Annotated in this window: 19 protein-coding genes and 1 pseudogene; 14 read left to right on the top strand and 6 right to left on the bottom strand. The window is 72.9% G+C overall.

Features of this window, described 5'->3' with window-relative positions:
• Nucleotides 1-74 precede the first annotated feature (74 nt).
• On the bottom strand, nt 75-458 hold the full coding sequence (locus H180DRAFT_RS30710) for a cold-shock protein (RefSeq protein WP_055484074.1): 384 nt from the start codon (nt 456-458) through the stop codon (nt 75-77).
• A 204-nt stretch (nt 459-662) separates the two neighbouring features.
• Between H180DRAFT_RS30710 and H180DRAFT_RS01240 the strand changes: the two genes are divergently transcribed.
• On the top strand, nt 663-887 hold the full coding sequence (locus H180DRAFT_RS01240) for a hypothetical protein (protein ID WP_055484073.1): 225 nt from the start codon (nt 663-665) through the stop codon (nt 885-887).
• Here the strand turns inward: H180DRAFT_RS01240 and H180DRAFT_RS01235 are convergent.
• The gene (locus H180DRAFT_RS01235; protein ID WP_107097540.1) at nt 869-1,525 is read right to left on the bottom strand and encodes an HAD family hydrolase; all 657 of its coding nucleotides are present in this window, start codon (nt 1,523-1,525) and stop codon (nt 869-871) included. The two genes, H180DRAFT_RS01240 and H180DRAFT_RS01235, sit on opposite strands and share 19 nt — an antisense overlap.
• A 257-nt stretch (nt 1,526-1,782) precedes the next feature.
• The gene (locus H180DRAFT_RS01230; RefSeq protein ID WP_055484071.1) at nt 1,783-2,862 is read right to left on the bottom strand and encodes a hypothetical protein; all 1,080 of its coding nucleotides are present in this window, start codon (nt 2,860-2,862) and stop codon (nt 1,783-1,785) included.
• Nucleotides 2,863-2,959: 97 nt separating this feature from the next.
• Here H180DRAFT_RS01230 and H180DRAFT_RS01225 point away from each other — a divergent pair, with 97 nt between their 5' ends.
• Nucleotides 2,960-5,509 carry a helicase-associated domain-containing protein gene (locus tag H180DRAFT_RS01225; RefSeq protein ID WP_055484070.1) on the top strand — a complete coding sequence of 850 codons (2,550 nt, stop codon included), beginning with the start codon at nt 2,960-2,962 and terminating at the stop codon, nt 5,507-5,509.
• 99 nt (nt 5,510-5,608) lie between these two features.
• On the opposite strand, the gene H180DRAFT_RS01220 is transcribed toward H180DRAFT_RS01225, so the two are convergent.
• Nucleotides 5,609-6,100, bottom strand: coding sequence for a hypothetical protein (locus H180DRAFT_RS01220; RefSeq protein WP_055484069.1), 492 nt, complete (start codon nt 6,098-6,100; stop codon nt 5,609-5,611).
• Between the two features lie 351 nt (nt 6,101-6,451).
• Here H180DRAFT_RS01220 and H180DRAFT_RS01215 point away from each other — a divergent pair, with 351 nt between their 5' ends.
• The 4 genes from H180DRAFT_RS01215 to H180DRAFT_RS01200 all read left to right on the top strand — a co-directional run bounded on the left by H180DRAFT_RS01215 (nt 6,452) and on the right by H180DRAFT_RS01200 (nt 12,371).
• Nucleotides 6,452-7,402, top strand: coding sequence for a LysR family transcriptional regulator (locus tag H180DRAFT_RS01215; RefSeq protein WP_055484068.1), 951 nt, complete (start codon nt 6,452-6,454; stop codon nt 7,400-7,402).
• A 119-nt stretch (nt 7,403-7,521) separates the two neighbouring features.
• On the top strand, nt 7,522-8,607 hold the full coding sequence (locus tag H180DRAFT_RS01210; RefSeq protein ID WP_055484067.1) for a tartrate dehydrogenase: 1,086 nt from the start codon (nt 7,522-7,524) through the stop codon (nt 8,605-8,607).
• Nucleotides 8,608-8,755: 148 nt separating this feature from the next.
• Entirely contained in the window at nt 8,756-10,390 is a 1,635-nt protein-coding gene (locus H180DRAFT_RS01205) for an SLC13 family permease (protein WP_055484066.1), read from the top strand.
• Nucleotides 10,391-10,694: 304 nt separating this feature from the next.
• Nucleotides 10,695-12,371, top strand: coding sequence for a DNA repair helicase XPB (locus H180DRAFT_RS01200; protein WP_055484065.1), 1,677 nt, complete (start codon nt 10,695-10,697; stop codon nt 12,369-12,371).
• Here the strand turns inward: H180DRAFT_RS01200 and H180DRAFT_RS01195 are convergent.
• On the bottom strand, nt 12,299-13,501 hold the full coding sequence (locus tag H180DRAFT_RS01195; protein ID WP_079099797.1) for a glycosyltransferase 87 family protein: 1,203 nt from the start codon (nt 13,499-13,501) through the stop codon (nt 12,299-12,301). The genes H180DRAFT_RS01200 and H180DRAFT_RS01195 overlap by 73 nt on opposite strands.
• A 400-nt stretch (nt 13,502-13,901) precedes the next feature.
• On the opposite strand from H180DRAFT_RS01195, the gene H180DRAFT_RS01190 reads away from it, so the two are divergent.
• On the top strand, nt 13,902-15,938 hold the full coding sequence (locus tag H180DRAFT_RS01190) for a HelD family protein (RefSeq protein ID WP_055484063.1): 2,037 nt from the start codon (nt 13,902-13,904) through the stop codon (nt 15,936-15,938).
• Between the two features lie 276 nt (nt 15,939-16,214).
• Nucleotides 16,215-16,643, top strand: a pseudogene (locus H180DRAFT_RS29650) (DUF6226 family protein); the annotation flags it as partial.
• Nucleotides 16,644-16,748: 105 nt separating this feature from the next.
• Here H180DRAFT_RS29650 and H180DRAFT_RS01180 read toward each other — a convergent pair.
• On the bottom strand, nt 16,749-17,528 hold the full coding sequence (locus H180DRAFT_RS01180; RefSeq protein ID WP_055484445.1) for a DUF899 domain-containing protein: 780 nt from the start codon (nt 17,526-17,528) through the stop codon (nt 16,749-16,751).
• A 306-nt stretch (nt 17,529-17,834) separates the two neighbouring features.
• Here H180DRAFT_RS01180 and H180DRAFT_RS01175 point away from each other — a divergent pair, with 306 nt between their 5' ends.
• The 6 genes from H180DRAFT_RS01175 to H180DRAFT_RS01150 all read left to right on the top strand — a co-directional run bounded on the left by H180DRAFT_RS01175 (nt 17,835) and on the right by H180DRAFT_RS01150 (nt 23,406).
• Complete coding sequence (locus H180DRAFT_RS01175; RefSeq protein WP_055484061.1) at nt 17,835-18,794, top strand: NAD-dependent epimerase/dehydratase family protein; 960 nt, start codon at nt 17,835-17,837, stop codon at nt 18,792-18,794.
• Nucleotides 18,795-19,107: 313 nt separating this feature from the next.
• Nucleotides 19,108-19,899, top strand: a complete 792-nt coding sequence (locus H180DRAFT_RS01170; protein ID WP_055484060.1) for a VOC family protein — start codon at nt 19,108-19,110, stop codon at nt 19,897-19,899.
• 229 nt (nt 19,900-20,128) lie between these two features.
• Nucleotides 20,129-20,719 carry a GNAT family N-acetyltransferase gene (locus tag H180DRAFT_RS01165; protein ID WP_055484059.1) on the top strand — a complete coding sequence of 197 codons (591 nt, stop codon included), beginning with the start codon at nt 20,129-20,131 and terminating at the stop codon, nt 20,717-20,719.
• Nucleotides 20,720-20,879: 160 nt separating this feature from the next.
• A complete protein-coding gene (locus H180DRAFT_RS01160) occupies nt 20,880-21,695 on the top strand; it encodes an HD domain-containing protein (RefSeq protein ID WP_254665815.1) in 816 nt (271 codons plus the stop codon).
• Nucleotides 21,696-22,016: 321 nt separating this feature from the next.
• On the top strand, nt 22,017-22,748 hold the full coding sequence (locus H180DRAFT_RS01155) for an RNA polymerase sigma factor (RefSeq protein ID WP_074466541.1): 732 nt from the start codon (nt 22,017-22,019) through the stop codon (nt 22,746-22,748).
• Nucleotides 22,738-23,406: a hypothetical protein gene (locus tag H180DRAFT_RS01150; RefSeq protein WP_055484058.1), complete on the top strand. Its 669-nt coding sequence runs from the start codon at nt 22,738-22,740 to the stop codon at nt 23,404-23,406. Before H180DRAFT_RS01155 ends, H180DRAFT_RS01150 begins: the two co-directional genes overlap by 11 nt.
• The last annotated feature ends 367 nt before the right edge of the window (nt 23,407-23,773 follow it).

Below are 23,773 nucleotides of genomic sequence, written 5' to 3'. Positions count from 1 at the left end.
GCAGGGCGCGCATGCGGGGACAAGGGCCTCCCGCCCGGATCTCCGCGTTCCCGCGACGAGCCGGACGAGGGACCTCAGACGTCGAGCTGGTCGGCGACGGCCCGCAGCATCCCGGCGATCTTGTGCCCATGCTGCTTGTCCGGGTACCGGCCGCGCTCGAGGCCCTGTGCCACGCCGTCGAGAAGCGTGGTGAGGTCCTGGACGATCGAGGCCAGCTCGTCGGGCTTGCGGCGCTGCGCCGCGGCGACCGACGGGGCCGGGTCGAGCACGCTCACCGAGAGGGCCTGGTCGCCTCGCTGCCCGGCGACGACGCCGAACTCGACCTTCTGGCCCGGCTTCAGGGCGTCCACTCCGCTGGGCAGCACGGACGAATGCACGAAGACATCGCCGCCGTCGTCGCGGGAGAGGAAGCCGAAGCCCTTCTCACTGTTGAACCACTTGACCTTGCCGGTAGGCACGTCTGTCCTCGTCCTCGTACTGCCGGGCAGCCTCGGCTGCGTCCTGAAAGCTGCGTCTCGTCCTGAATCCTGCTCCGGAGAGCAAGTTGAGCGGGCCGCTTGACCCGCTCATCACCAAGGCTAATCCCCCGGTGCCCGGCGACTGCCTGCAAGGTGCCGCCGAGCTGTTGTCCGTACAGTTGCCCACCGATCTACCCTGGGCGCGTGAACACTGAAACGTCCGGGCCCGGTGATCTTCTCGTACGATCCGGGGGCGTCGTCTTCCTCATCGGCGCCGTGGCCACTCTGATCACAGTGGCCCCGCTTTTCCTCGGCACCGAGCCCTTCCCCGCGCCCGCCTACTTCGTGAGCATGCTCATGGGCGTCGGCTTCGCGATGGCCGCCGCGGGCCTGGTGAGGTCGGCCCTGAGTCAGCGCCGGGAGCAGTAGCCGGCGAACCAGCCGGGGAACTCGCCGAGCCCTCCGGCCAGCACGACATCCGCACCGGCCCGCCGCAACTCCTCCGCATCGCAGGGGCCCGTCGGCACCGCGACGGAGAGGGCGCCGGCCGCCGCCGCTCCGCGTACGTCGCCGGTGTGGTCGCCCACGTACACGCCCGCCCCGAAATCGAGCAGCGCCTCGGCCTTGGCCTCCGCCCACAGCCAGCCGGCCACCGCGTCCGGTTCGATGCCGAGGTGCTCCAGGTGCAGCTTGGCGTTCGGCTCGTGCTTCGCGGTGACGACGACGGCCCTGCCGCCCGCCGCCCGTACGGCCGCGACCGCCTCGCGTGCGTTCGGCATGGCGGTGGACGGTTCGATCGCGTACCGCGGATACAGCTCGCGGTAGCGCTCGGCGGCCTCGGGGATCTGCTTCTCGGGGAACCAGTGGGCCAACTCCTGCTCCAGCGGCGGCCCGAGGCGGGTCACGGTCAGGGCGGCGTCGATGTGGACGCCCGTCTCCGCGGACAGCGCCTCGTAGGCCGCCCTGATGCCGGGCCGCGAGTCGATGAGCGTCATGTCCAGGTCGAAGCCGACGGTGGGGGCCGGTCCGGGCGCGGCTGCGGGATATTCCTGGTCGTGCGGTGCCATACCGGCCATCCTGCCCCGCGGCGGCGCGTCCACCACAAGCGGGGCGGCGGCAGGGGCGGGAAGGGGGCGAGGGCGGGGGCGGTCACAGCGACGTCCGGTCGGCGGAGCGTGGATCTTGCACGGGAGTACCGGAGTTGAGAACTCCGTCCATCGCCCTGCCGCGCCAGTGCGCGCAGCCTGGCCATGGACCGCACTCCCTCCGGTGCCGGATTCTCCACCTGCTGCCGGGATGTGGCGCCCGCGCCGCGGGCCCGCGCTCACACCCGTGGCCGCCGGGCACGCCAGACGAGGAACAGCGCGCTGGCGACCGCCGCGACACGCAGCGCCACAGGGGCCGAGTCCGTCAGGGCCCGCCCGAGTGCCTCGCCGCCCTCCGCGAGGGGCTCGCCCCACCGTCCGTCCACGCGTCCCCACAGCCACACCAGGGTGCCCGCCGCGACGAGGCCCGGCATGCCGCCGGCCGCCCACTTGGCCTCGGTACGGCTCAGGCGGGGCGACCACCAGGCGGCCAGCCATCCCGCGCCGAGCGGGATCAGCGAGCCGATGAGGGCTCCGGCCACCAGCAGCGCCGCCGCCACCCACTCCACGACGCCGCCCGCACGCGGCCCGGCCGCCGCGAGGCGCGAGCGCCCGGGCCACAGCCGCCGGCGGCCGCCCGCGAGGGCCGCGCCGGCCCCGGCGTCCACGGCGCCGCCCGCCTCGTCGTCGATGGCCTTGCGTGCCGCCGGAACGGGAGCCTTGGTCAGGCCGCTCCCGGGACGGACCCCGTCCTCCTCACCGCCGGCCGGCGGGTTGAACAGCTCGGGCAGCTCGATGCCGCCGACGAAGCCCGGCACCGGCTCGCCGAACGTGCGGCTGCCGCCGCCGTCCCCGTAGGGGCTGGGGTCGAGGCGCCACCAGTCCGGGTCGGACTCCTCGGGGCCCAGCTCGTCCATGCCCGCAAGATGCGGCGCGGAGGCGCCGGAGAAGGCGGTGGGCGCCGACGGGACGGACCGGCCCTTGCCGAGCGGCACCTTCGGGCCCTCGTCGCCGCCGCCCTCGCTTCCGCCTCCGCCTCGGGTGGAAGCACCCGGAGCTCCGGCGGAACCGCCCGCCGAGCCGCCCGTGGCCGAGCCGCGCGCCGCGACGACCTCCTCCGGCCGGCCCAGCCGCGCCAGGATCTTCTTCACGGCGGCCTTGCTCTCGGCGCCGCCCTCGGCGGCCCGCAGCCGGTCGATCTCGCCGCGCAGACCGCTGACGAGGCGCGCCCGTTCGGCGGCCGTCATCGACGTGCTGTGGGCCAGGTCGCCGATCCGGCTCAGATAATCGAATACGAGCTTGTCGCTCTCGATTCCCACCAATTCCCCAACGACTGCTTGCCCTTGGTGCCTGCCCTGCCATTTGCCAGGCTTGCCCACGACGGTACCCTGCGCCGCCCGCGCTAACGTGGGCTGGATGAGCACCGAGCACAGCGGCGCCGGCAGCGCCGCACCCCGTACGCTCGCCGACGATCTGCGAGCCCGCGACGACGCGGCACTCGCAGAGCTGCTCCGCAGCCGCCCGGACCTGCTCTCTCCCGTCCCCAACGACCTCACCCAGCTCGCGACCCGCGCGGGCACCAGGGCGTCCGTCGTACGGGCCGTGGAGCGGCTGGACCGCTTCGCCCTGCAGACCGCCGAGGCCATCGCCGTGGCGCCCGACCCGTGCTCGTACGCCACGCTCCGGGCCCTCCTCACGGGAGACCCCGCCACCGGCGAAGCGGGCGCCGACCCGGAGGACATCGCCGCCGAACTGCCGCGCGCCCTGCGCACGCTCCGCGAGCAGGCCCTGCTGTGGGGCGGCGACGACCGGCTCCATCTCGTGCGCACCGCACGGGAGTTGCTCACCCCCTCCCCCTCGGTTCCCTCGCCCACCGGCCTCGGCCCGACACTCGCGGAGGCCACGTCCGGAATGTCGCCCGGGCGGCTCCAGGACATCCTCGCCGCGACCGGCCTCCCCGCGACGCACGACCCGGTGAGCGCACTTGCCGGGCTCACCTCGCTCTTCGCGGACCGCGAGCGCACCGACGCGCTCCTCGACGGAGCACCGCCCGAGTCGCTCGCGATGCTCGACAAGCTGCGCTGGGGCCCGCCGTACGGTTCCGTGCACACCGACTCGCCCTCGGGGCCCGTGAGGTGGCTGCTCGACCGCGCCCTGCTGGTGAGGACCGCGCCCCGCACCGTCGTACTCCCCCGCGAGGTGGCGCTCAGCCTGCGGGCGGGCCGCGCCCACCGCCACGTCGAACCGCTGGCGCCGCCGCTGGAGGTCCGGCGGGAGCATCCCCCGCAGGCCACGGACGAGACGGCGGCGGGCCAGGCCCTCGCCGCGCTGGACACGCTGGAGGACCTGCTCTCCGGCTGGGAGACCGACCCGCCGTCCGTACTGCGCGCCGGCGGCCTCGGCGTGCGGGACCTGAAACGCACCGCCACCTCCCTCGACGTGCCCGAGCCGACCGCCGCCTTCTGGATCGAACTCGCCTACGCGGCGGGCCTGCTGGCCCCCGACGGCGAACCGGACGAGGCCTACGCGCCCACACCCGCGTACGACGAGTGGCTGCGCCGCCCGGCACACGAGCGCTGGTCCCGCATCGTGGTGAGCTGGCTCACGGGCACCCGTGTGCCCGGCCTCGTCGGCACGCGGGACGCCAAGGGCCGCGCCCTCGCCGCGCTCGGCCAGGGCCTGGACCGCGGCCTCGCGGCCGACGTGCGCCGCCGGACCCTCGGACTGCTCGCCTCCCTCCATGCGGGCTCGGCGCCCGCGCAGTACTCCGTCCTGGCGCGGCTGCGGTGGGAGCGCCCGCTGCGCGGCGCCGGGCGCGCGGCCGGCGAGTCCGCGGGCGACCTGCGCACGCAGCTTGCCGAATGGGCCCTGCATGAGGCCGAGTTGCTCGGCCTGACCGGTCGCGGTGCCCTCGCCTCGTACGCGCGTGAACTCGTCCTGCCCTGGCTGGAGGCACCCCCGGCGGCGGCTGGGGGAGGCACACCCACGGCGGGCGAACTGGAGAGCGCGGCAGCACGGGCCGCGGCCGGCCTGGCGCCGCTGCTGCCCGAGCCGCTGGACCACATGCTGCTCCAGGCCGACCTGACGGCCGTGGCGCCGGGGCCGCTCCAGCGGCCGCTGGCGGCCATGCTCGGCGTGCTCGCCGACGTCGAGTCCAAGGGCGGAGCCACCGTCTACCGCTTCACTCCGGCGTCCGTGCGGCGGGCCCTCGACGCCGGGCGCACCGCGAGCGACATCCACGCCTTCCTGGCCGCTCACTCGCGAACTCCCGTCCCGCAGCCGCTGAGTTACCTCGTCGACGACGTCGCACGCAGGCACGGCAGGCTGCGCGTGGGTGCCGCGTCCTCGTACGTACGCTGCGACGACGACGCGCTCCTGACGGAGATCACCGCGGACAGGCGCTCCGCGCCGCTGCAACTGCGGCTGCTGGCGCCGACAGTGCTCGCCTCGTCCCTTCCGCCCGACCAACTGCTCGCGAAGCTGCGGGAGATGGGCTACGCACCGGCCGCCGAGTCCGCCGAGGGGGATGTGGTCATCGCCCGCGCGGACGCCCGCCGCACCCCGCCGCGCACCCCTCCGGACCCGGTGCCCGACGGCCCCCCGGTGCCGGACGCGGCGCTGCTCACCGCCGCCGTGCGCGCGATCCGGGCGGGCGACCACGCGGCGACGGCGAAGCACAGGGCACCGAAGCCGTCCGGACGGGTGCCGAAGCCCCCGGGCGCGGGAGGCGGTGCCCTGCCGCGCACGACGTCGGCGGACACCATCGCCATGATGCGGTCGGCGGCGAAGTCGGGAGACGCGGTGTGGATCGGCTACGTCAACGCCGACGGGGCCGCCAGCCAGCGGGTCATCGCGCCGGTGCGCGTGGAGGGCGGATTCGTGACGGCGTACGACCACACCGCGGACGAGATCCGCACCTATCCGCTGCACCGCATCACGGGCGCCGCCGAACTGGCCGGGCCCTGACCGGGCGGAGTCCCCGCTCTCCACGCGCAGAGGCCCCGCCCGAACTCACCGACGGGGCCGGGCCCGCGGCCGTACCGCGGGATCCGGCCCCTTCACCGGTCAGCTCCGGGACGCGCCCGCCGGCCACACCACGTCGACAGCGAGACCGGCGTTCCGCGCGTTCGCGACGATGTCCGCGGTCGTGCCGCCCTTCTCCTCCGATCCCGGCTGGCCGTCCCAGATGGCGACGAGCCGGTCGGCGCGTTCCAGCAGCACCGCGTTGGCCGCCTCGTACGCCTTGCGGTCGGCGTTCGCGTACGGCAGCACGAGCACCTCGTCGGCCGCGGCGGTGAGCCGGTCGTAGGTCTCGGCATGTTCCGGTTTCACCGTGGCCTGCCGGTAGTCGCGGCTGGGCAGCACCGCCACCAGCCGTCCGCCCGCAGCCAGCACCGACTCCGCGAAGAGTGAGTCGGCTCCGGCCGCCACGCACGAGAGGCCCACGAGCCCGGAGGGCTCGAACATGCGCAGCAGCCGCTCCAGCTCCGCCCGTACGAGCGGCACCGTGTCCTCGGACAGCTCCATGTGCCCGGTTACCGCAACTTTCGTCGCCATCCCGGTCGCTCTCCTTCGTCAGTTCCGTTCAACGCGCCCTCGGATACGGCCACGCATCTCATACGGACCACTACACCTTGTGTCCAGACGTATAACCGTATAGGCGCTTTCACCTGGTTCGTGGCCACACGCACGGCAGGCGCCCGTGTGGCCCTCACCCGAAGCGGCACAGGAGCTCCGGCCTTCCCGCCCGGGCACCGGACTGCCGCCCCTCCCGCGCCGCGACCCCGCGGCCCGGGCACGCACGGAACGGTCCGCTGCGGCGCGGCGGCGGCCACGGCCGTCGCAGGCCACAGGGCGGACCTCCGGACCATCAGTAGGCTGCGCCCACCCGTCTGCAGGAGGTGGCACATGGACGCGCGACAGCTGGCCTACTTCCTGGCGGTCGTCCGGCACCAGCACTTCGGCCGCGCCGCCGAGCAGCTGCACATCGCACAGCCGTCCCTCTCCCAGGCGATGAGAACGCTGGAGCGCGAACTCGGCGTGCCCCTGTTCCACCGTGTCGGCCGGGGGATCGTGCTGAGCGATGCGGGTTCCCAGCTGGTCGAGCCGGCACGTCAGGTGCTGCGGGACCTGGACTCCGCCAAGGCCGCCGCGCAGTCCGTCCGTGGTCTGCAACGCGGGCGGGTGGAGCTGGTCTCCATGCCCAGCCCCGGGATGGAGCCCCTGGCCACGATCATGAACGATTTCACCAGCAGACACCCGACCATGACGGCCACAGTGGAAGCCGCCTTCACACCGGAAGAGGTCATCCACTTCGTCAAGACGGGACGAGCGGAACTGGGCGTCCTCGGCGCGGCATCCACGCCGCCGGCCGAGGGGGTGCGGGTGCTGCACATCGAGGACCAGCCACTGGTGCTCATCTCGCCCCCGGGCAGCGGCGAGGGAACTCCTCCGGGGCACGAGCGGAGGAAGGCACGAACACGACCGGCCATCGAACGCCGGCAACTCCACGCGATGCGGCTCGTCGTGAGCAAGCCCGGAAGTCTCATGCGTCAGCTCGTCGACGACGTGCTGTCCAGCGGCGTGGGGGCACAGATCGTGGTCGAGGTCGAGCACCGCACGTCGATCCTGCCCATGGTCCTGGCCGGCGTGGGCCATGCCGTGATGCCGTCGTCCTGGACGCATCTGGCCGAGACTGCGGGCGCCCACGTCCGCCACATCGAGCCGGTCTCCCTGCTCCGGATCACCTTCGTGACCCGAGCGGCGGCACTGACACCGGCCGCTCAGGCCTTCACCGTGTGCGTCGAGCGGTACGCCGCCCAGCCGTCGTCGTCAGCGGTCATGGACAGCGACTCATAGGCAGCGATTCATAGGCAGGGCCTATCACCGGGATCAGAAGCCGGTCTTGGACACCGCAGGAGTCGCAGCGGTTCACTCCCACGTGAGCCACTTGACGCCGACAGGCCGGAGGATCACCAGTGACCGCCGAGCAGACCTTCCAGATCGCCTCCATCCCCGCGGACGGCGTGGGTGTCGAGGTTGTGGAGTGCGGACGAGCCGTCCTCGACGCACTCGCGGCACGCTCCAGCGGCCGCTTCGCCTTCGACTGGCGCGAATTCCCGTGGGGCTCGGCCTACTACGCCGAGCACGGGAAGATGATGGACGAGGACGGACTGGAACAGCTCAAGGACTTCGACGCCATCTACTTCGGGGCGGTGGGCTGGCCGACCGTGCCCGACCACGTGAGCCTCTGGGGACTGCGCCTGAGGATCTGCCAGAACTTCGACCAGTGGGCCAACGTGCGTCCCGTCGAGTTCCTGCCGGGCATCGCAAGTCCACTGCGCACCGCGGACCGCGACGACCTCGACTGGGTGGTCGTAAGGGAGAACTCCGAGGGCGAGTATGCGGGGCTCGGCGGGCGCAACCTCGCCGGCCGCGGCGCCGGTTCGGAGGTGGCGGTGCAGTCCGCGCTCTTCACCGAGGTCGGGTGCGAGCGCATCATGCGCTTCGCCTTCGACCTGGCGCGCACCCGCGCACGGAAGAAGGTCTCCAGCGTCACCAAGAGCAACGCCCAGCAGTACGGCATGGTCCTGTGGGACGAGGTCTTCGAACGGGTCGCGGCGGACTACCCCGACGTCGAGACCGAAAGCGTCCTCGTCGACGCCATGGCCGCCAAGTTCGTCCTGCAGCCCGAGGACCTGTCGGTGGTCGTCGCCACCAACCTGCACGCCGACATCCTCTCCGACCTCGGCAGCGCCATCACCGGGAGCCTGGGCCTCGCGGCGAGCGCGAACCTCAACCCCGAGCGGCGCTTCCCCTCGATGTTCGAGCCGGTGCACGGCTCGGCACCGGACATCGCAGGCCAGGGGCTGTGCAACCCCCTGGGCGCCATCGGCAGCGCCGCCCTCATGCTGGAGCACTTCGGACTCGCCGACGAGGCGAAGACCGTGCGCCGTGCCGTCGAGGCGGCCACGGGCAGCGGGACACGTACCCGTGACGTCGGCGGCACCGCGACCTCCGAGGAGGTCACGAACGCGGTCATCGCAAACCTGGAAAACGGCTGACCGCCCATTCCCCGCAGAACCGCGAACTGGCACTCTCACCACGGCCAGAAACCACCGACCGACCGAGTCGCCGGCTACGGGCCAAGCCGCGCTCAGCCCGTAGCCGCGTCAGGAAAACCCTGGGGGATCCGAGTTCGAAGGAGATGACATGGCCATCACCGGCGATCAGTCGAAACCCAGCAATACACCGGGCCGCGTCGACGTCGAGAAGGCGCTGCTGGGCGGCTCCACCTACCGCGGTCTCGCCGAGCAGAAGCTCTCCCCGGCAGAGGAGCGGTTCGAGAAGGCGCGGCGTACGGCCGGATTCTTCCTGGCGCCGCTGGCCACGATCATCGTGTTCCTGCTGCCGCTGGACATTCCGCAGACCCAGCACAATGTCGCGGCGGTACTGGCGGGGGTGATCGTCGCCTGGGTGACCGAGCCGATACCCATCCCGGTCTCGGGGCTCCTGGGCGCCTCGTTGCTGGTGCTGCTCGGGGCCGGCGGAGACGAAGGCGCCAACGGCGTGCTCGCACCGTTCGGCTCGGGGACGGTCTTCACCTTCATCGGCGCCTTCATCCTTGCGCAGTCCATGCTCGTACACGGCCTGGCCAGGCGTTTCGCCTTCCGCATCCTGTCGGTGCCGGGTGTCGCACGCAGCTCCCTCCGCATCGTCATCGCGTTCGGCTTCATCACCTGCCTCCTCTCGGCGTGGATCTCCAACACCGCGACGGTGGCGATCCTCATGCCGACAGCCGTCGGAATCCTCGGCGTGATCGGCAACCTCGTCCAGGACAAGCACGAAGCCGAAGGCACCCTGCACCGCTTCGACCCGACCCGCATGCGCGTCGGCTTCGCGATGATGCTGATGCTGGCCTACGGCGCCAGCGTCGGCGGCCTGCTCACCCCCGTCGGCAGCCCGCCGAACCTGATCGGCCGGGAGCTGATCGAGAAGGCGACCGACAAGCCCATCCCCTTCGGGACGTGGATGGCCATGGCGTTCCCGATCTGCGCCCTGATGTTCGTGGGCCTTGCCGTCGTGCTGCTGCTGCTCAACCGCCCCGAAGTCCGGCATCTGACAGGCGTCGAGGAGTACGTCCACCGCGAGCGGGCCGCGCTCGGCAGGATGAGCCGCGCCGAGAAGAACACGCTGTTCGCGTTCACCGTGACGGTCGTGCTGTGGGTCTTCCCGGCCGTAGTCGGCCTGGTCGTGGGCACCGGTTCCAGCGCCTACGAGACCGCGTCGAACAACCTGGACGAAGGCGTCGCCGCCGTACTCGGCGCCGCCCTGCTCTTCGTGCTCCCCACGGACTGGAAGGCACGCGAGTTCACACTGCGGTGGGGGGACGCCGCGCGGATCGACTGGGGCACGATCGTGCTGTTCGGCTCCGGCGTCGTCTTCGGCACCCTGCTGGAGGAGACGGGGCTGGCGGAGACCATCGGCAAGGGGGCATTCGGTGCCCTGAACATCGGCAGCGCCGTCGCCATCACGGTCTTCGGAGCGCTGCTGGCGATCGTGGTCTCCGAGACGACCTCGAACACCGCGAGTGCCGCGGTCGTGGTGCCGATCGTCATCCCGCTGGCCGTCGCCGCCGGCGTCGACCCGCTGACGCCGGCCCTTGCGGCCACCTTCGCCGCGTCGTTCGGCTTCATGCTGCCGGTGTCCACGCCGCAGAACGCCATCGTCTACGGGTCCGGCACCGTGCCGATCACCAAGATGATCCGCTCGGGCATCTCCTTCGACATCGTCGGCGCGCTGCTCATCATCGTCCTGCTGCCGCTCCTGGCCGCGGCCCTGCTGTGACGGACGGCGTCCCGAGCGAGGCGATGTCCGGCCCGGGCGCCCGTGCGCGGCGCTTCGTCCGCACGCGGCCACGGCCGCGTGCGGGCGCGGGGGCCATCCGTGCGGGGTCCGGGGCGGTCGGGAAGGCCGAGCCAGGCGTGTGCCGACTCCCCTGCGCCGCCTGCACTGCACACCGTCCTCCACCGCAGCTCCACAGTCCGCAACAGGACCCATGCGGCACACTGGAGGTTTGACCGGTCGGCATCCGCAGCGCGCAACCGGAGACCGCCGGACCGCACAGCACCGCGAGACGGAGGAAGCACGCGTGAACGGTGGCCCCCTGATCGTCCAGAGCGACAAGACGCTGCTCCTGGAGGTCGACCACGAGCAGGCCGACGAATGCCGCCGTGCCATCGCTCCCTTCGCCGAGCTGGAGCGGGCACCGGAGCACATCCACACCTACCGCCTCACCCCGCTCGGCCTGTGGAACGCCCGTGCCGCAGGGCACGACGCCGAGCAGGTCGTCGACGCCCTCGTCGCCCACGCCCGCTACCCCGTGCCGCACGCCCTCCTCGTCGACGTCGCCGAGACGATGGCCCGCTACGGCCGGCTCCGGCTCCTCAAGCACCCCACGCACGGCCTCGTACTGGAGAGCAGCGACCGGCCGGTGCTGGAAGAGGTGCTGCGGTCGAAGAAGATCCAGCCGCTCACCGGCGAGCGCATCGACACGGACACCGTCGCCGTGCACCCCTCCGAGCGCGGGCAGATCAAACAGATGCTGCTGAAGCTGGGATGGCCCGCCGAGGACCTCGCCGGCTACGTGGACGGCGAGGCGCACCCCGTGGGCCTCGTCGAGGACGGCTGGTCGCTGCGCCCGTACCAGCAGCAGGCCGTCGAGGGCTTCTGGCACGGAGGCTCCGGCGTCGTCGTGCTGCCCTGCGGCGCGGGCAAGACCCTGGTGGGCGCCGGTGCGATGGCCCAGGCGCAGGCGACGACCCTGATCCTCGTCACCAACACCGTCGCCGCCCGCCAGTGGAAGAACGAGCTGGTGCGCCGCACTTCGCTCACGGAGGACGAGATCGGCGAGTACAGCGGCACGCGGAAGGAGATCCGGCCGGTCACGATCGCCACGTACCAGGTGGTGACGGTGAAGCGGAAAGGCATCCATCCGCACCTGGAGCTCTTCGACTCGCGCGACTGGGGCCTGATCATCTACGACGAGGTGCATCTCCTGCCCGCGCCCGTCTTCAAGTTCACCGCGGACCTCCAGGCCCGCCGGCGCCTCGGCCTGACCGCGACGCTCGTGCGGGAGGACGGCCGCGAGTCGGACGTCTTCTCCCTCATCGGGCCCAAGAGGTTCGACGCACCGTGGAAGGAGATCGAGTCACAGGGCTACATCGCGCCCGCCGACTGCGTCGAGGTGCGCGTGAGCCTCACCGACTCCGAACGGCTCGCATACGCGACCGCGGAGACCGAGGAGAAGTACCGCTTCTGTGCGACCACCGACAGCAAGCGGCGCGTGACCGAGGCGCTGGTCAAACGGCACGAGGGCCAGCAGACCCTCGTCATCGGCCAGTACATCGACCAGCTCGACGAACTCGGCGAACACATCGGCGCGCCCGTCATCAAGGGCGACACCACGAACAAGCAGCGGGAGAAGCTCTTCAACGCCTTCCGCGAGGGCGAGTTGAGCACGCTGGTCGTCTCCAAGGTCGCCAACTTCTCCGTCGACCTGCCGGAGGCGACCGTCGCCATCCAGGTCTCCGGCACCTTCGGTTCGCGGCAGGAGGAGGCCCAGCGGCTGGGACGCATCCTGCGTCCGAAGGCCGACGGACACGAGGCACGCTTCTACTCCGTGGTCGCCCGCGACACCATCGACCAGGACTTCGCCGCCCACCGGCAGCGCTTCCTGGCCGAGCAGGGCTACGCCTACCGCATCGTCGACTCCCAGGACCTGCTGACGGCCCAGCCGGAGGCCGCCCCCGACAGCGACGGCGAGTAGCAGCGCACGGCGGCGGCAGCCAGCAGCCCCAGCGTCAGCAGCGCGTACGGCGAGGCGAACGGCTGCAGCCACCACTCCAGCCTCAGGTCGGCGGCGCCGTGCTTCGGCACGAGCCACAGCGTGCGCGCTGCGAACACCGCCGCGACGGCCGCCGCCGCGGCGTGCCCGGCGCCGGGCCGCGCCCGCCCGGCCGCGAGCAGAGCGAGCAACGGCACGCACCACACCCAGTGGTGCGACCAGCTGATCGGGGACACCAGCAGCGCGGTGAACGCGGCAGCCATGACGGCCCACGCGTCCTGCCCGTGCCGCACGTGCAGACGACGGGCCAGCACCAGCCCGGCCACCGCGACCACGGCCGCGGGAACCAGCCACAGCACACCCGGCTCCGACGTGTGCGCGACACGTGCGATCAGGCCCTGGAGCGACTGGTTGTCGACGATCCACACCTTGCCGACGCGTGCCGTCTCGAAGACCCGGTGCGTGAAGAACTCCCAGCTTGCGGACGGCAGTACGAGCGCGCCCGCGGCGACCGTGCCGGCGAAGCCCCCGAGGGCCGTGAGCCCCGCACGCACGCGTCCGGTCAGCAGCAGATGGACGGCGAAGACCGCGGGCGTGAGCTTGATGCCCGTGGCGATGCCGACGGCCAGGCCCTTGCCGCGTGCCCCGTCGGGACGTCCCAAGTCCCACAGCACGAGGCAGACGAGCAGCAGATTGATCTGGCCGAAGACCAGCGTCTGGAAGACCGGCTCCAGCCAGAGCGCGGCTGCGGTCGCCGCCAGCACCACGGCCCGGCGGCTCCAGCGCCCCGCACGAAGGCCGGTTCCGCCGCCGCCCGGCAGCCCGTCCGCCAGACGCAGGGAGAGATGGACGAGAAGCACGGCGAGGGCGGCGTTGCCGGCGACGAACGCGGCCTTCGCAACGGCCGGTGAGAGCCACACGGTGGGCACGAACAGCAGCGCCGCGAACGGCGGATAGGTCGCGGGGAGGTCCCACGCCGTGACCGTGAAGCCGTACAGGTCCCCGCCGTTGACGACGGCGGCACCCTCTGCGCGGTAGACCAGCAGGTCCGCCACCGGGAAGCGCCGCACCGCGAACAGCGCCGCGAGCGCGGCCAGCGAGACCAGGAGCAGTGCGGCGGCGGCACGCGTCCCGCTCCCGCCGGCGACGGTGCTCCCGGCTTCGCCTGTGGTGCCGCCGGCCCTGCCGGCGGTGCTGCCCCCGCCGTCGGTGGTGCCGCCGCCGTGGGCAGAGGTACCGGCTTCCGCGGCCGTACTCGCGGCCCTGCCGGCGGTGCCGCCGCCCTTGCCGGGGCTCCCGCCGCGTGTGTCCGGCCGCCGTGTCCCCTGCACCGTCTCTCCCTTCCGATGAGGCTCAGCCCCGTACGGGGGAAATCCGTTGGCCCGGCCCATTGCGGCGCCACTAGGATTCCGCGTCTGCCGCCTCCCGGTCCGGGGAGGACCCCGACCGCTCGGAAACCGGTCGGCCTTCCGTTCCGTACGCGTACCGCGCATTCCGCCCGGAGGCAAAACAGTGTCCGCCCCTGCCCATTCCGTCCCCGGCCACGCCCGCAATCCCCTCGACGACGAACGCGCCCATCTGGCGGCCTCCCGCGCCGCGCTCCGTGCCATGCGCGAGGACGCGGAAGCCCTCGACATCACCGACGTCACCGCGAACTGGGTCAACGCCGAGGTGCTGCGCGCCGGCCTCGACGAACGCATCAGGTCGCTCGCCGACCTCGCGCACACGCCGCTCTTCTTCGGCCGGCTCGACTACGTGCCCGCCCGGACCTTCTACATCGGCCGCCGTCACGTCCACGACGCCGAGGGCGATCCGATGGTGATCGACTGGCGCGCCCCGGTGTCGCAGCCCTTCTACCGGGCGTCGAAGAAGGACCCGCAGGACGTGGCGCTGCGCCGCCGGTTCGGATACGCCGCCGGCGAGCTGACCGCGTACGAGGACGAGCACCTGACCGAGCCGGGCGACGAGGGGACGACGTCGCGCCTGCTCCAGGCGGAGATCGAGCGTCCGCGCGTCGGCCCGATGCGGGACATCGTCGCCACGATCCAGCCCGAGCAGGACGAGATCGTGCGGGCCGGGATCGAGGGCTCCCTGTGCGTGCAGGGTGCGCCCGGTACCGGGAAGACGGCCGTGGGCCTGCACCGCGTCGCGTATCTGCTCTACACGCACCGCGAACGCCTCTCCCGCTCCGGCACGCTCGTCGTCGGGCCCAACTCCTCGTTCCTGCGCTACATCGAGCAGGTGCTGCCGGCGCTCGGCGAGATGTCGGTGCGCCAGGCGACGGTCACCGAACTGGTGGCGCACGTCCCCGTACGCGGCGAGGACGGCGCGGAGGCGGCGGCCGTCAAGGGCGACGCGCGCATGGCGCGCGTGCTGCGCAGGGCGGTGCGCTCCGGGGTGAGCATGCCGCAGGAGACGTGCGTGGTGGTGCGGGGCTCGCGGCGCTGGCGGGTCCCGGCGCCCGAACTGGCCGCCCTGATCGAGGAGTTGCTGGCCCGCGACATGCGGTACGGGGCCGCGCGGGAAGCGCTGCCGCAACGCATCGCGCACGCGGTGCTGGTGCGCATGGAGCAGGCGGGCGAAGCTCCGGACGACCGTGTGCAGGACGCGGTGGCACGGAACGCGGCCGTGAAGGCGGTGGTCAAGTCATGCTGGCCGGCCGTGGATCCGGCGAAGCTGGTGCTGCGCCTGCTGTCGGACGCGGAGTTCCTCGCCGAGCACGCCGAGGGCATCCTCACGGAGGCCGAGCAGCGGGCCGTGCTGTGGCCGAAGCCCGCCCGGGGGGTCAAGTCGGCGCCGTGGTCGGCGGCCGACGCCGTCCTCGTCGACGAGGTCGACGACCTGGTGCGGCGCACCCCTTCGCTGGGCCATGTCGTCCTCGACGAGGCGCAGGACCTCTCACCCATGCAGTACAGGGCGGTCGGCCGCCGCTGCTCCACTGGCTCCGTCACCGTGCTGGGCGACATCGCTCAGGGCACGACCCCCTGGGCGACGGCGAGTTGGGAGGAGGCCCTGCACCATCTGGGCAAACCTGCCGCCGCCGTCGAGGAGTTGACGCTCGGCTTCCGTGTGCCGCGTCAGGTCATCGCGTACGCGTCCCGGCTGCTGCCCGAGATCGCGCCGGGTCTGCGGGAGGCCACCTCCGTCCGGGAGTCGCCGGGGGACTTCTCCGTACGGGCCTGCCCCGCAGGGGAGTTGGACGCCGAGGTCGTCGGGGCGTGCCGGGCGGCCCTGCGGAACGAGGGATCGGTGGGCCTGATCGCCGCGGACGCACGGGTGCCCGCGCTGGCGCGTGCCCTGGAGGCCGCGGGCATGCCGCACCTGGCTCCGGGCGACGAGACCGACGAAGGAGCCCGGCTCACGCTGGTGCCGGCGACGCTGGCCAAGGGCCTGGAGTACGACTACGTCGTCCTGGACGAACCCGCCGCGATCATCGGTGCCGAACCCGACACCCGTACAGGGCTGCGCCGCCTCTACGTCTCCCTCACCCGCGCCGTCTCCGGCCTCGCGGTGCTGCACGCGCGGCCGCTGCCCGCCGTGCTCGCCTGACCCGGTGCGCGGGACGGGCCGCCGCGGCCGAAGTGGACGCCGCCGCCGCGGAGTTGACGCCTCGACGCCGCACGAGGGGTGCATGCCTGCCCGGCGGGCGGCGGTGGGGCCCGCCGCTCGCCGCACGCGAAAACCACGTGAGCGGGCGTCCGTTGCCGTCGTAGCTTCGTGGGATGGACGCGACGAGACTTCGTGAGGCCGCTGACGTGGCGTTCGCCGTGACGGGGGCAGAGACGCCGCCGTGGCCGGACCCTCGTCCGGGCGGGGAGAGCCCGGCCGGACGAGGAGTACTCGCGCTGCCTGGAGCCGGGCAAGTACCGGATTCTCAGGGCACGGGCGGAGGCCTGGCGGCAGGCCCTCACCGGGGCCGGTCTGGCGGTGGCCGAGGAAACCGCGGACGCCGCCGGCGTGTGGCGGGACGAGCCGCCGTCCGGGCCCGAGGCCAACGGCACGCTGCGGCTGCGGCCCGTCCGTCCGCGGACCGTCCCGCTGCTGCTGGAGGTGCTCGACGAAAGCGTACTGGCCGTGGTGAGCGGCGAGTTCGTGCACGTCGGCAGCGGCGAGGACACGATCGTCTCCAAGGGGGACGGCTGGGCGGCGGCCGGCAGGTTCGCAAGGTCGCGCCGCGATCCGGAGAGTCTGCTGAGGGACGCCCGCGCGGGCCGCTCCCGGCACCCCGTGGTGCGGGGTGAGGCGTGGTGGTGACCCCTCGCCGGTGACCTTCCGCAGACCGGTCAGCATGGGGCAGGGGCCGGGCCGCCGCGTCAGGGCTCCGCCCGGCACCCCTGCCGGCTCCGCCGGCGCCGCGCGTCAGTGGTCGTCGCGCCGGCCGAGGCTCTCCACGGGGGTCGCACCGGGACGGGTCCATTGGGGCACAGGTCGGCTGGTCGGGCCCCAGGTGGCGTTCCCGTCCGCGTCCGAGCGCCAGTACCAGCACGGGTCGTGCCCCTCGGGCCACCCCTCGGGGGTGTCCTGCCAGGCCTCGCCGCGTCCGTAGGGCGTCATGTCGAGCAGGGCGAAGAACCCGCCGGCCGGCTCGATGCCGCGGCCCGTCGTCGAGTAGGTGAGGAAGACACGGTCGCCGTCGCGAAGGAAGCAGGTGAAGTAGCCCATGCTGCCGCCGACCGGCTCGTCCACGTCGCGCACCGAGTACCAGGGCTGGGTGTAGCCCATGAACTCCGCGAAGGAAGCCACCTCGTCCCATCGGCCCGTGGTCAGGAAGGCGAACGAGACACCGCGGGCGTTGAGGTAGACGGCGTCCTTCAGATTCCAGGCGACTGTGGTGCAGCCTTCGCACTGACCCTGGTGGGGTGCGCCGTCGTGCCACATGTGCTTGTAGACCAGGAGCTCGTCGCGGCCCTGGAACAGGTCCAGGAACGGCACCGGGCCGTCGGGTCCGACGACCTCGACTGTCCCGTCGAACTCCACCATCGGCAGCCGGCGGCGAGCCGCGGCGAGCGTGTCGCCTTCGCGGGTGTGGGCCTTCTCGCGGACCAGGAGCTCGTCACGGGCGGCCTGCCAGGTGGCCAGGTCGACGACGGGCGGGCGGCCGGGCAGCCCGGTGGTCGTCTCGTCCGGCGTTCTCGTCATGGTGTCCTCCGTGGTCTCTCGTGCCGGCGGCGTCGCGTGGCGTGCTACGACGGTCACCGGAACAGACACGCGGCGCAGCCGGAACTCATCGCAGGGGCGGGAGCCCCGGGCCGGGCATGCACGGACGAGGCCGCAGCGGATCACCGATCTCACCGTGGCGGCCCCCGGGCCGGGCATGCACGGACGAGACCCTCCCGGTTCTCAGGCACCCCGTCGGCTTCGGCCTCGCCGGTGTCCCGGCCGGCCGCTCCACCGGTGAGGCCGGCCCTCTGGGACGGGACGGCGCCCGCATCTACGATCAGGTGAATGAAGATCGCGGTACTCGGGGGCAGCGGGCATGTCGGTTCCTTTCTCGTCCCGCGTCTGGTCGGCGCGGGACACGAGGTCGTCGTGGTCAGCCGCGGGCAGCGGGAGCCATACCGACCGCACGGTGCGTGGCGGCACGTACGGACGGTGGTGACCGACCGGGAGGCGGCCGAGGCGGACGGGACGTTCGGCGCCTCCGTCGCGGAGCTCGGGGCCGACGTCGTCATCGACATGATCTGCTTCCGCGAGGAGAGCGCACGCCACCTGGTGGAGGCGCTTGCCGGACGGGTACGGCACTTCCTGCACTGCGGGACGATCTGGGTGTACGGGCCGAGCGGGCAGGTCCCCGCGCCGGAGTCCGAGCCGCGGCGCCCGCTCGAGGAGTACGGGCGCAACAAGGCGGCCATCGAGGCGTACCTCCTGGCGGAGGCCCGGCTGAACGGCTTCCCCGCCACAGTCGTGCACCCCGGCCACATCACGGGGCCGGGGTGGGTGCCCGTGAACCCCGCGGGGAATCTGAACACGGGCACCTTTCAGGCGCTCGCCGACGGCGAGAAGGTGACGCTCCCGAACCTCGGCATGGAGACGCTTCATCACGTCCACGCCGACGACGTCGCACAGGTCTTCATGGACGCCGTCGCCAACCGCTCGGCGGCGCTCGGGGAGAGCTTCCACTCCGTCGCGTCCACCGCCGTGACGCTGCGTGGTTACGCGGAGGCCGTCGCCGGATGGTTCGGGCAGGAGCCCCGCCTGGAGTTCGTGCCGTGGGAGCGGTGGCGGGAGACGGTCTCCGCCGAGGACGCCGGGGCGACGTACAGCCACATCGCGCACAGCCCGCACCGGAGCATGGAGAAGGCCCGCCGGCTGCTCGGCAACCGGCCCCGCCACACGGCGCTCGAAGCGATCGAGGAGGCCGTGGACGCGCTCGTCGCGGAAGGCCGGCTCACGCGGCCGGACTGACACGGGCGTCGGCCATGCCGGTGCCGGAGGGCGGGCCCGATCCGCGCACCACCGGCGCACGAGGTCGAGGACCCGGGGCCGGACCGGGCCGTGGCGGTCCGTGCCGTTCCGGGCCGCACGCCCCGCCGCTGTGCGGCAGCGGGCGGTGGCGGCTGGCCCGGAAACGGCGGATTCCGGGCCCTCGGAGCCGCCTCCGGGGCTGTGAGCAGCGGGTTTGCGCCGGTTCCGGTGCACGGGGCACCCGCTCGGCGAGCGAGTGTCGGTGGGCGGTGGGAGCCTGTTTCGTGTCAGGGACCTCCCGAAGGGAATCGCCATGATCACCACTGACTTTTCTGTTGGCTCCCCCTGCTGGCTCGATCTCGGTGTGAGGGATTCCGCCGCCGCGAAGACCTTCTACGGCGGGGTCTTCGGCTGGACGTTCCAGCCGTTCGGGTCGGGAGAGGAGGGGTTCGGCCTCTTCAAGTCCGAAGGCAGGACCGTCGCCGCCCTCGGGCCCCTCGACGAGGGGGCGCGCTCGGCCTGGATGATCTACTTCAGCACGCCCGACGTGGATGCGGCGGTGTCGAAGGTCCGGGAGTCCGGAGGCACGGTCAGGGTCGAGCCGTTCGACGTCAACGACCAAGGCCGCATGGCCCAGTTCACCGATCCGCAGGGCGCGCAGTTCGCCGCCTGGCAGCCGGGCAAGACGGAAGGCGTGGAGGTCGTGGACGAGCCCGGCTCCCTGATGTGGGTCGAGCTGTACACGACCGGGGCTGCCGCGGCGAAGGATTTCTACCGGGGCCTGTACGGCTGGGAGTTCACGGACATGCCGATGCCCGGCGAGGAGGCCGGCACGTACACGATCATCGGTCCCTCGGGCGCCCCGCAGGAGCGGATGCACGGCGGCCTGATGGAGGTCCCGCAGGAGGCCCTCGCGCTGGCCGGCGGCAACCCGTTCTGGCACCCCGTCTTCCACACCACCGACTGCGACGAGACCATCGCGAAGGTCACCCGACTCGGCGGGAACGTCGTCATGGGCCCGGAGGACGCGGAGGGCGTCGGCCGCATGGCCGTTTGTCTCGACCCCTTCGGCGCGGACTTCGTCGTCCTCAAGCCGTCCATGTGACCCGGCCCCGCGGTCCGGTCCGGTTCACCCGGGCCGGGCCACACCGGAACCTGCCGCCGCCCGGGTCCGGCCTGCCGGCTTCGGCCCGCGACCACGCAGTCGGGGACGGGGCCGGAGCCGGGGGTGGGGGCGCCGGACACCCGAGGCAGCGGGGTCCGTAGCATTGCCGACTCCGCTTCCCTGCCGACGACTTCCGACGACTTCCGGTCCCGACGGACGACTTCGAGCGATGCCGACCCCACAAGCACCCTGGCTTCTCCGCGGACCTCGCGTGGCGATCAGGCACGTCGGGCACGACGACTACGCGGAAATCACCGCCCGGCTCCAGGAGAGCGCCGAGCTGCACAGGCCGTGGATTCCCCGGCGGGAGCCGACCCCCGAGGCGTTCGCCGACTACGTCGCCCGCTGCGGCCTGCCGACCCATGAAGGCTTCGTGATCTGCCTCTGCGGAACGGGCGACGGCGCCGCGGGGACCGGCGACCGCGCGGAGTGTTCCGCACACGGGCACCGGATCGTGGGGGCCGCCAACATCAACAACATCGTGCGGGGCTCCCTGCAAAGCGGCGCCCTGGGCTACGTCGCGTACGCGTCCACCACCGGCCGCGGCTATATGACCGAAGGGCTGGGGCTCGTGATCCGTCACGCGTTCGAGGAGCTGGGTCTCCACCGCCTCGAGGCCAACATCCAGCCCGGGAACGTCCGTTCGTCCAGGCTCGTGGAGCGTCTGGGGTTCCGGCTGGAAGGCCACTCACCTGCCTTCCAGCTCGTCGACGGCCAGTGGCGCGATCACGACCGCTGGGCGATCACGTCTCCCGGCTGATCCCTTCCGGATCACCGCGCCGCCACCGTCCCGCGACAGGTCCCCTCCGCCCGACGCCGCCGGGGCTCGGGCTCGGGCTCGGGCTCGGGCTCGGGTCGCGGGTCGCGGGGCTCGTCCGGCTCCTGTGGCCGGCGCCCGCGTGGCGGGCACAATCGCCTCCATGGCGACAGACGACGATTCCGGAGCCGGGGCCGCCCGTCCCGCACCCGCACGCCACCCCGCCGGCGGGGCGCCCGGGGCCTCCGGGACGTCCGGGGCGGGCGACGCACCGGAGAACGGCGGGACATCGCAGACGTCCGGGACCGCCGAGGGGCCCGGCCGAGGCATCCGCGACCGGCTGCTCTCGCGGTGGAACGCGCTGCTCGTCAGCGCCAGGGACGGCGAGGAGGAGCCGGACCCCGTCCCGTACGGGCAGAACCTGATCGACCGCTGGTCGGAGCCCCAGCGCCACTACCACACCACGGACCATCTGCTGGACGTCCTGGACCGGGTCGACGAACTCGCCCCGCACACCCGGGGAGCGGACGTCGACGCCGTGCTGCTCGCGGCCTGGTTCCACGACGCCGTCTACCGCCCCGACCGCAGCGAGAACGAGGAACGCAGCGCTGCCCTCGCCGGACGGGCGCTTCCCGAGGCGGGGGTGTCCCGGGCCCGTACGGACGAAGTCGCCCGGCTGGTGCGCCTGACCGTCAGCCACGACCCCGAACCGGGCGACATCAACGGTGAGTTGCTGTGCGACGCCGACCTCGCCGTGCTGGCCGGGTCGCCCGGCGACTATGCGCAGTACGCGGCAGCGGTGCGCAGGGAGTACGGCTTCGTGCCGGACAGCGCGTTCCTGGAGGGGCGCGCGGAGGTGCTGCGTCAACTCCTGGGACTGCCGCACCTGTTCCGCACCCCCTACGCGCAGGATCGGTGGGAGCATGTGGCGCGCCGCAATCTGCGGACGGAGATGGAGCTGCTCGTCAGGGGGGATTGACTCAAGAACCCACTTGCGGCGGGTCGGAGTTGGCAGCAGCCTTGCTGCCGGCTCGGCCCGGACGGACGCCGAACCCCCACGGCGGGGCACGAAGTACGGGCGTATGGCGCGCAGTCGTACGGGCGCATGGCGCGCAGTCGGCAGCTCCGCATGCCCGAGCCCGCGCGGCGCGGGCCTCGGCCGCCCACGCGTGGCACACCGGCGGCGCCGTCCGTCACCGCGTGCACCGCACCCGCACCCGCGCCCGAGGCCGCACCCGTCCCCGCACATCGACAGACTTCACATCCGCCAAGAGACCACTCACAGAGGATCGCAGGCCACGTGGTCACTTCTTCCACCGCCACCGGCGAGGACGCCCACTCTCCCGACCCGTCGTTCGACGACGTCTTCTGCGGACTGCTCCACCGGCTCTACCGGCGTGCCGCCATGCTCGCCGGGTCCCGGCAGTCGGCGGAGGACGCCGTGCACGAGGTGTATCTCAAACTGGCCGCCGGGCCGGGGAAGTTCCTCGCGCACCCCGAGCCCTACGCGTACGCCTTCTCCTGCCTCCTCAGCGTGATCCGCGACACCTGGCGCAAGGAGAAGCGCCAAGTGCTCGTCGCTGACGTCGAGTTCACCGGCGAGAGCGGGAGCGGGACCGGCGGCGGGACCGGCGCGGCGAGAGCGGGGGCAGGGTCGCCGCCGGGCGCGCAGTGGGACGACGGCGGCGTGGAACGGCGGACCGCGGAGCTCGAAACCGTGCGTCTGCTGCGGCAGTTGACCGTGCGGCAGGCCGGTGTCGTCGTACTGGTGGACCTGGACGGCTACACGATCGACCAGGCGGCGAGGATCCTCGGCCTGCACCGCGGCACGGTCGCACTGACCCGGCGGCGTGCGCTGGACAAGCTGCGGAGTTCGCTGAGCCGGCAGCCGGGCCACCCGGAACAGCCGGCGCCTGCGGACCGCGCCGACCGCACGGACGGGGACGGCCGAAGAGACCGCACGGACGGGGACGGCCGAAAGGACGGGCCAGGCCGCACGGACCGCCCGGGAGGGGAACGCCATGCGTGCTGAACGACGTGAGGAGACCGCCGCGGCCCTCCGCGAGCAACTCCGGGACGCCGAGGCCGCGATCGAGGTGCCGGACGGGCTCTGGGAGCGGGTGCGCACGCCGCGCGAGGACGTCACCCCTGCCGCTTCGACGGGGCGCGCGGGCGGTCGTGCACGCCGCCCGCTGCCCATGACCGTGATCGCTGTGGCAGCCGCCGCGGTGGTACTCGTCCTCTGCGGTACGTGGTGGCTGGTCGCGCCCTCCACGGGGTCCGGTTCCGTCCAGGGTCCTTCCGGGGGGAAGCCCTCGTCCGGGGCGGACGCACCCGCCCGGCCGGGCGCCGTCACGCTGCGGGTTCACAACGTGGAGAAGGCGTGCCGTGAGCTGCGCACCCTGGAGTGCGCGCTGCGGGTCGCGAAGAACCCGTACGAGCCCTACGGGGATCCCGGCAATTCGGCGGGCCGCGTCTGGCACGGCGACGAGCTGACGGCGACGTGCGTCGTCACCGACGGCCGGCTGCTGACCGATGAGGAGGGGCTGTCCTCCACGCGGTGGTACCGGGTCGAGAAGGCAGCCGGGGGCGGCGGAGGCAAGCGGTTCGAGGGCTGGCTGCCGGGTGTGCGTACCAGGAACTCCACCGAGGTCCGGCTCTGCTCGGACGCCGAGAAGCCGGGGAAGTAAGGGGGAAGCAGGGGCCGGAGGGGGGTTGCGCCGGTTGGGTGAGCCCGCGCGGCAGCACGCGCCGGTGCGGCGCGGCCGGCGTGGGGCGGGCGGACGTGAGGCGCGGCCGACCTGAGGGCGGTCGGCGTGGGGCGGGCCGACGTGGCGCGGGTGGACGGGAGCGCCACCACTGGACGCGGTGCCGGGACGCCGGACGGGTGACACGTGACAGTCATGTCCGGCAGCGACGCCACCGGCATGACGGCAGGCCATGTCACCCGCCTCGGGCGCCCCGGCACTCCCCCGAGCACGCGCGGCTCGTGGACCGCGCGTTGCGTCCTGCCACGGTGCGGCAGGGCACCCGCTACACGTGCCTGCAGCTCCTCAC

The organism is Streptomyces sp. WMMB 322, from assembly GCF_900090145.1.
Lineage (GTDB): Bacteria > Actinomycetota > Actinomycetes > Streptomycetales > Streptomycetaceae > Streptomyces.
The sequence above is the reverse complement of the archived record's forward strand: the minus strand, read 5'-3'. Positions and strand labels throughout refer to the sequence as shown.

Bases quoted from the DNA above. Each gene is read 5' to 3' on its own strand.
- H180DRAFT_RS01235 (WP_107097540.1), bottom strand. From the start codon at position 1,525: ATGGCACCGCACGACCAGGAATATCCCGCAGCCGCGCCCGGACCGGCC.
- H180DRAFT_RS01225 (WP_055484070.1), top strand. From the start codon at position 2,960: ATGAGCACCGAGCACAGCGGCGCCGGCAGCGCCGCACCCCGTACGCTC.
- H180DRAFT_RS01220 (WP_055484069.1), bottom strand. From the start codon at position 6,100: ATGGCGACGAAAGTTGCGGTAACCGGGCACATGGAGCTGTCCGAGGAC.
- H180DRAFT_RS01215 (WP_055484068.1), top strand. From the start codon at position 6,452: ATGGACGCGCGACAGCTGGCCTACTTCCTGGCGGTCGTCCGGCACCAG.
- H180DRAFT_RS01205 (WP_055484066.1), top strand. From the start codon at position 8,756: ATGGCCATCACCGGCGATCAGTCGAAACCCAGCAATACACCGGGCCGC.
- H180DRAFT_RS01180 (WP_055484445.1), bottom strand. From the start codon at position 17,528: ATGACGAGAACGCCGGACGAGACGACCACCGGGCTGCCCGGCCGCCCG.
- H180DRAFT_RS01175 (WP_055484061.1), top strand. From the start codon at position 17,835: ATGAAGATCGCGGTACTCGGGGGCAGCGGGCATGTCGGTTCCTTTCTC.
- H180DRAFT_RS01170 (WP_055484060.1), top strand. From the start codon at position 19,108: ATGATCACCACTGACTTTTCTGTTGGCTCCCCCTGCTGGCTCGATCTC.
- H180DRAFT_RS01165 (WP_055484059.1), top strand. From the start codon at position 20,129: ATGCCGACCCCACAAGCACCCTGGCTTCTCCGCGGACCTCGCGTGGCG.
- H180DRAFT_RS01160 (WP_254665815.1), top strand. From the start codon at position 20,880: ATGGCGACAGACGACGATTCCGGAGCCGGGGCCGCCCGTCCCGCACCC.
- H180DRAFT_RS01150 (WP_055484058.1), top strand. From the start codon at position 22,738: ATGCGTGCTGAACGACGTGAGGAGACCGCCGCGGCCCTCCGCGAGCAA.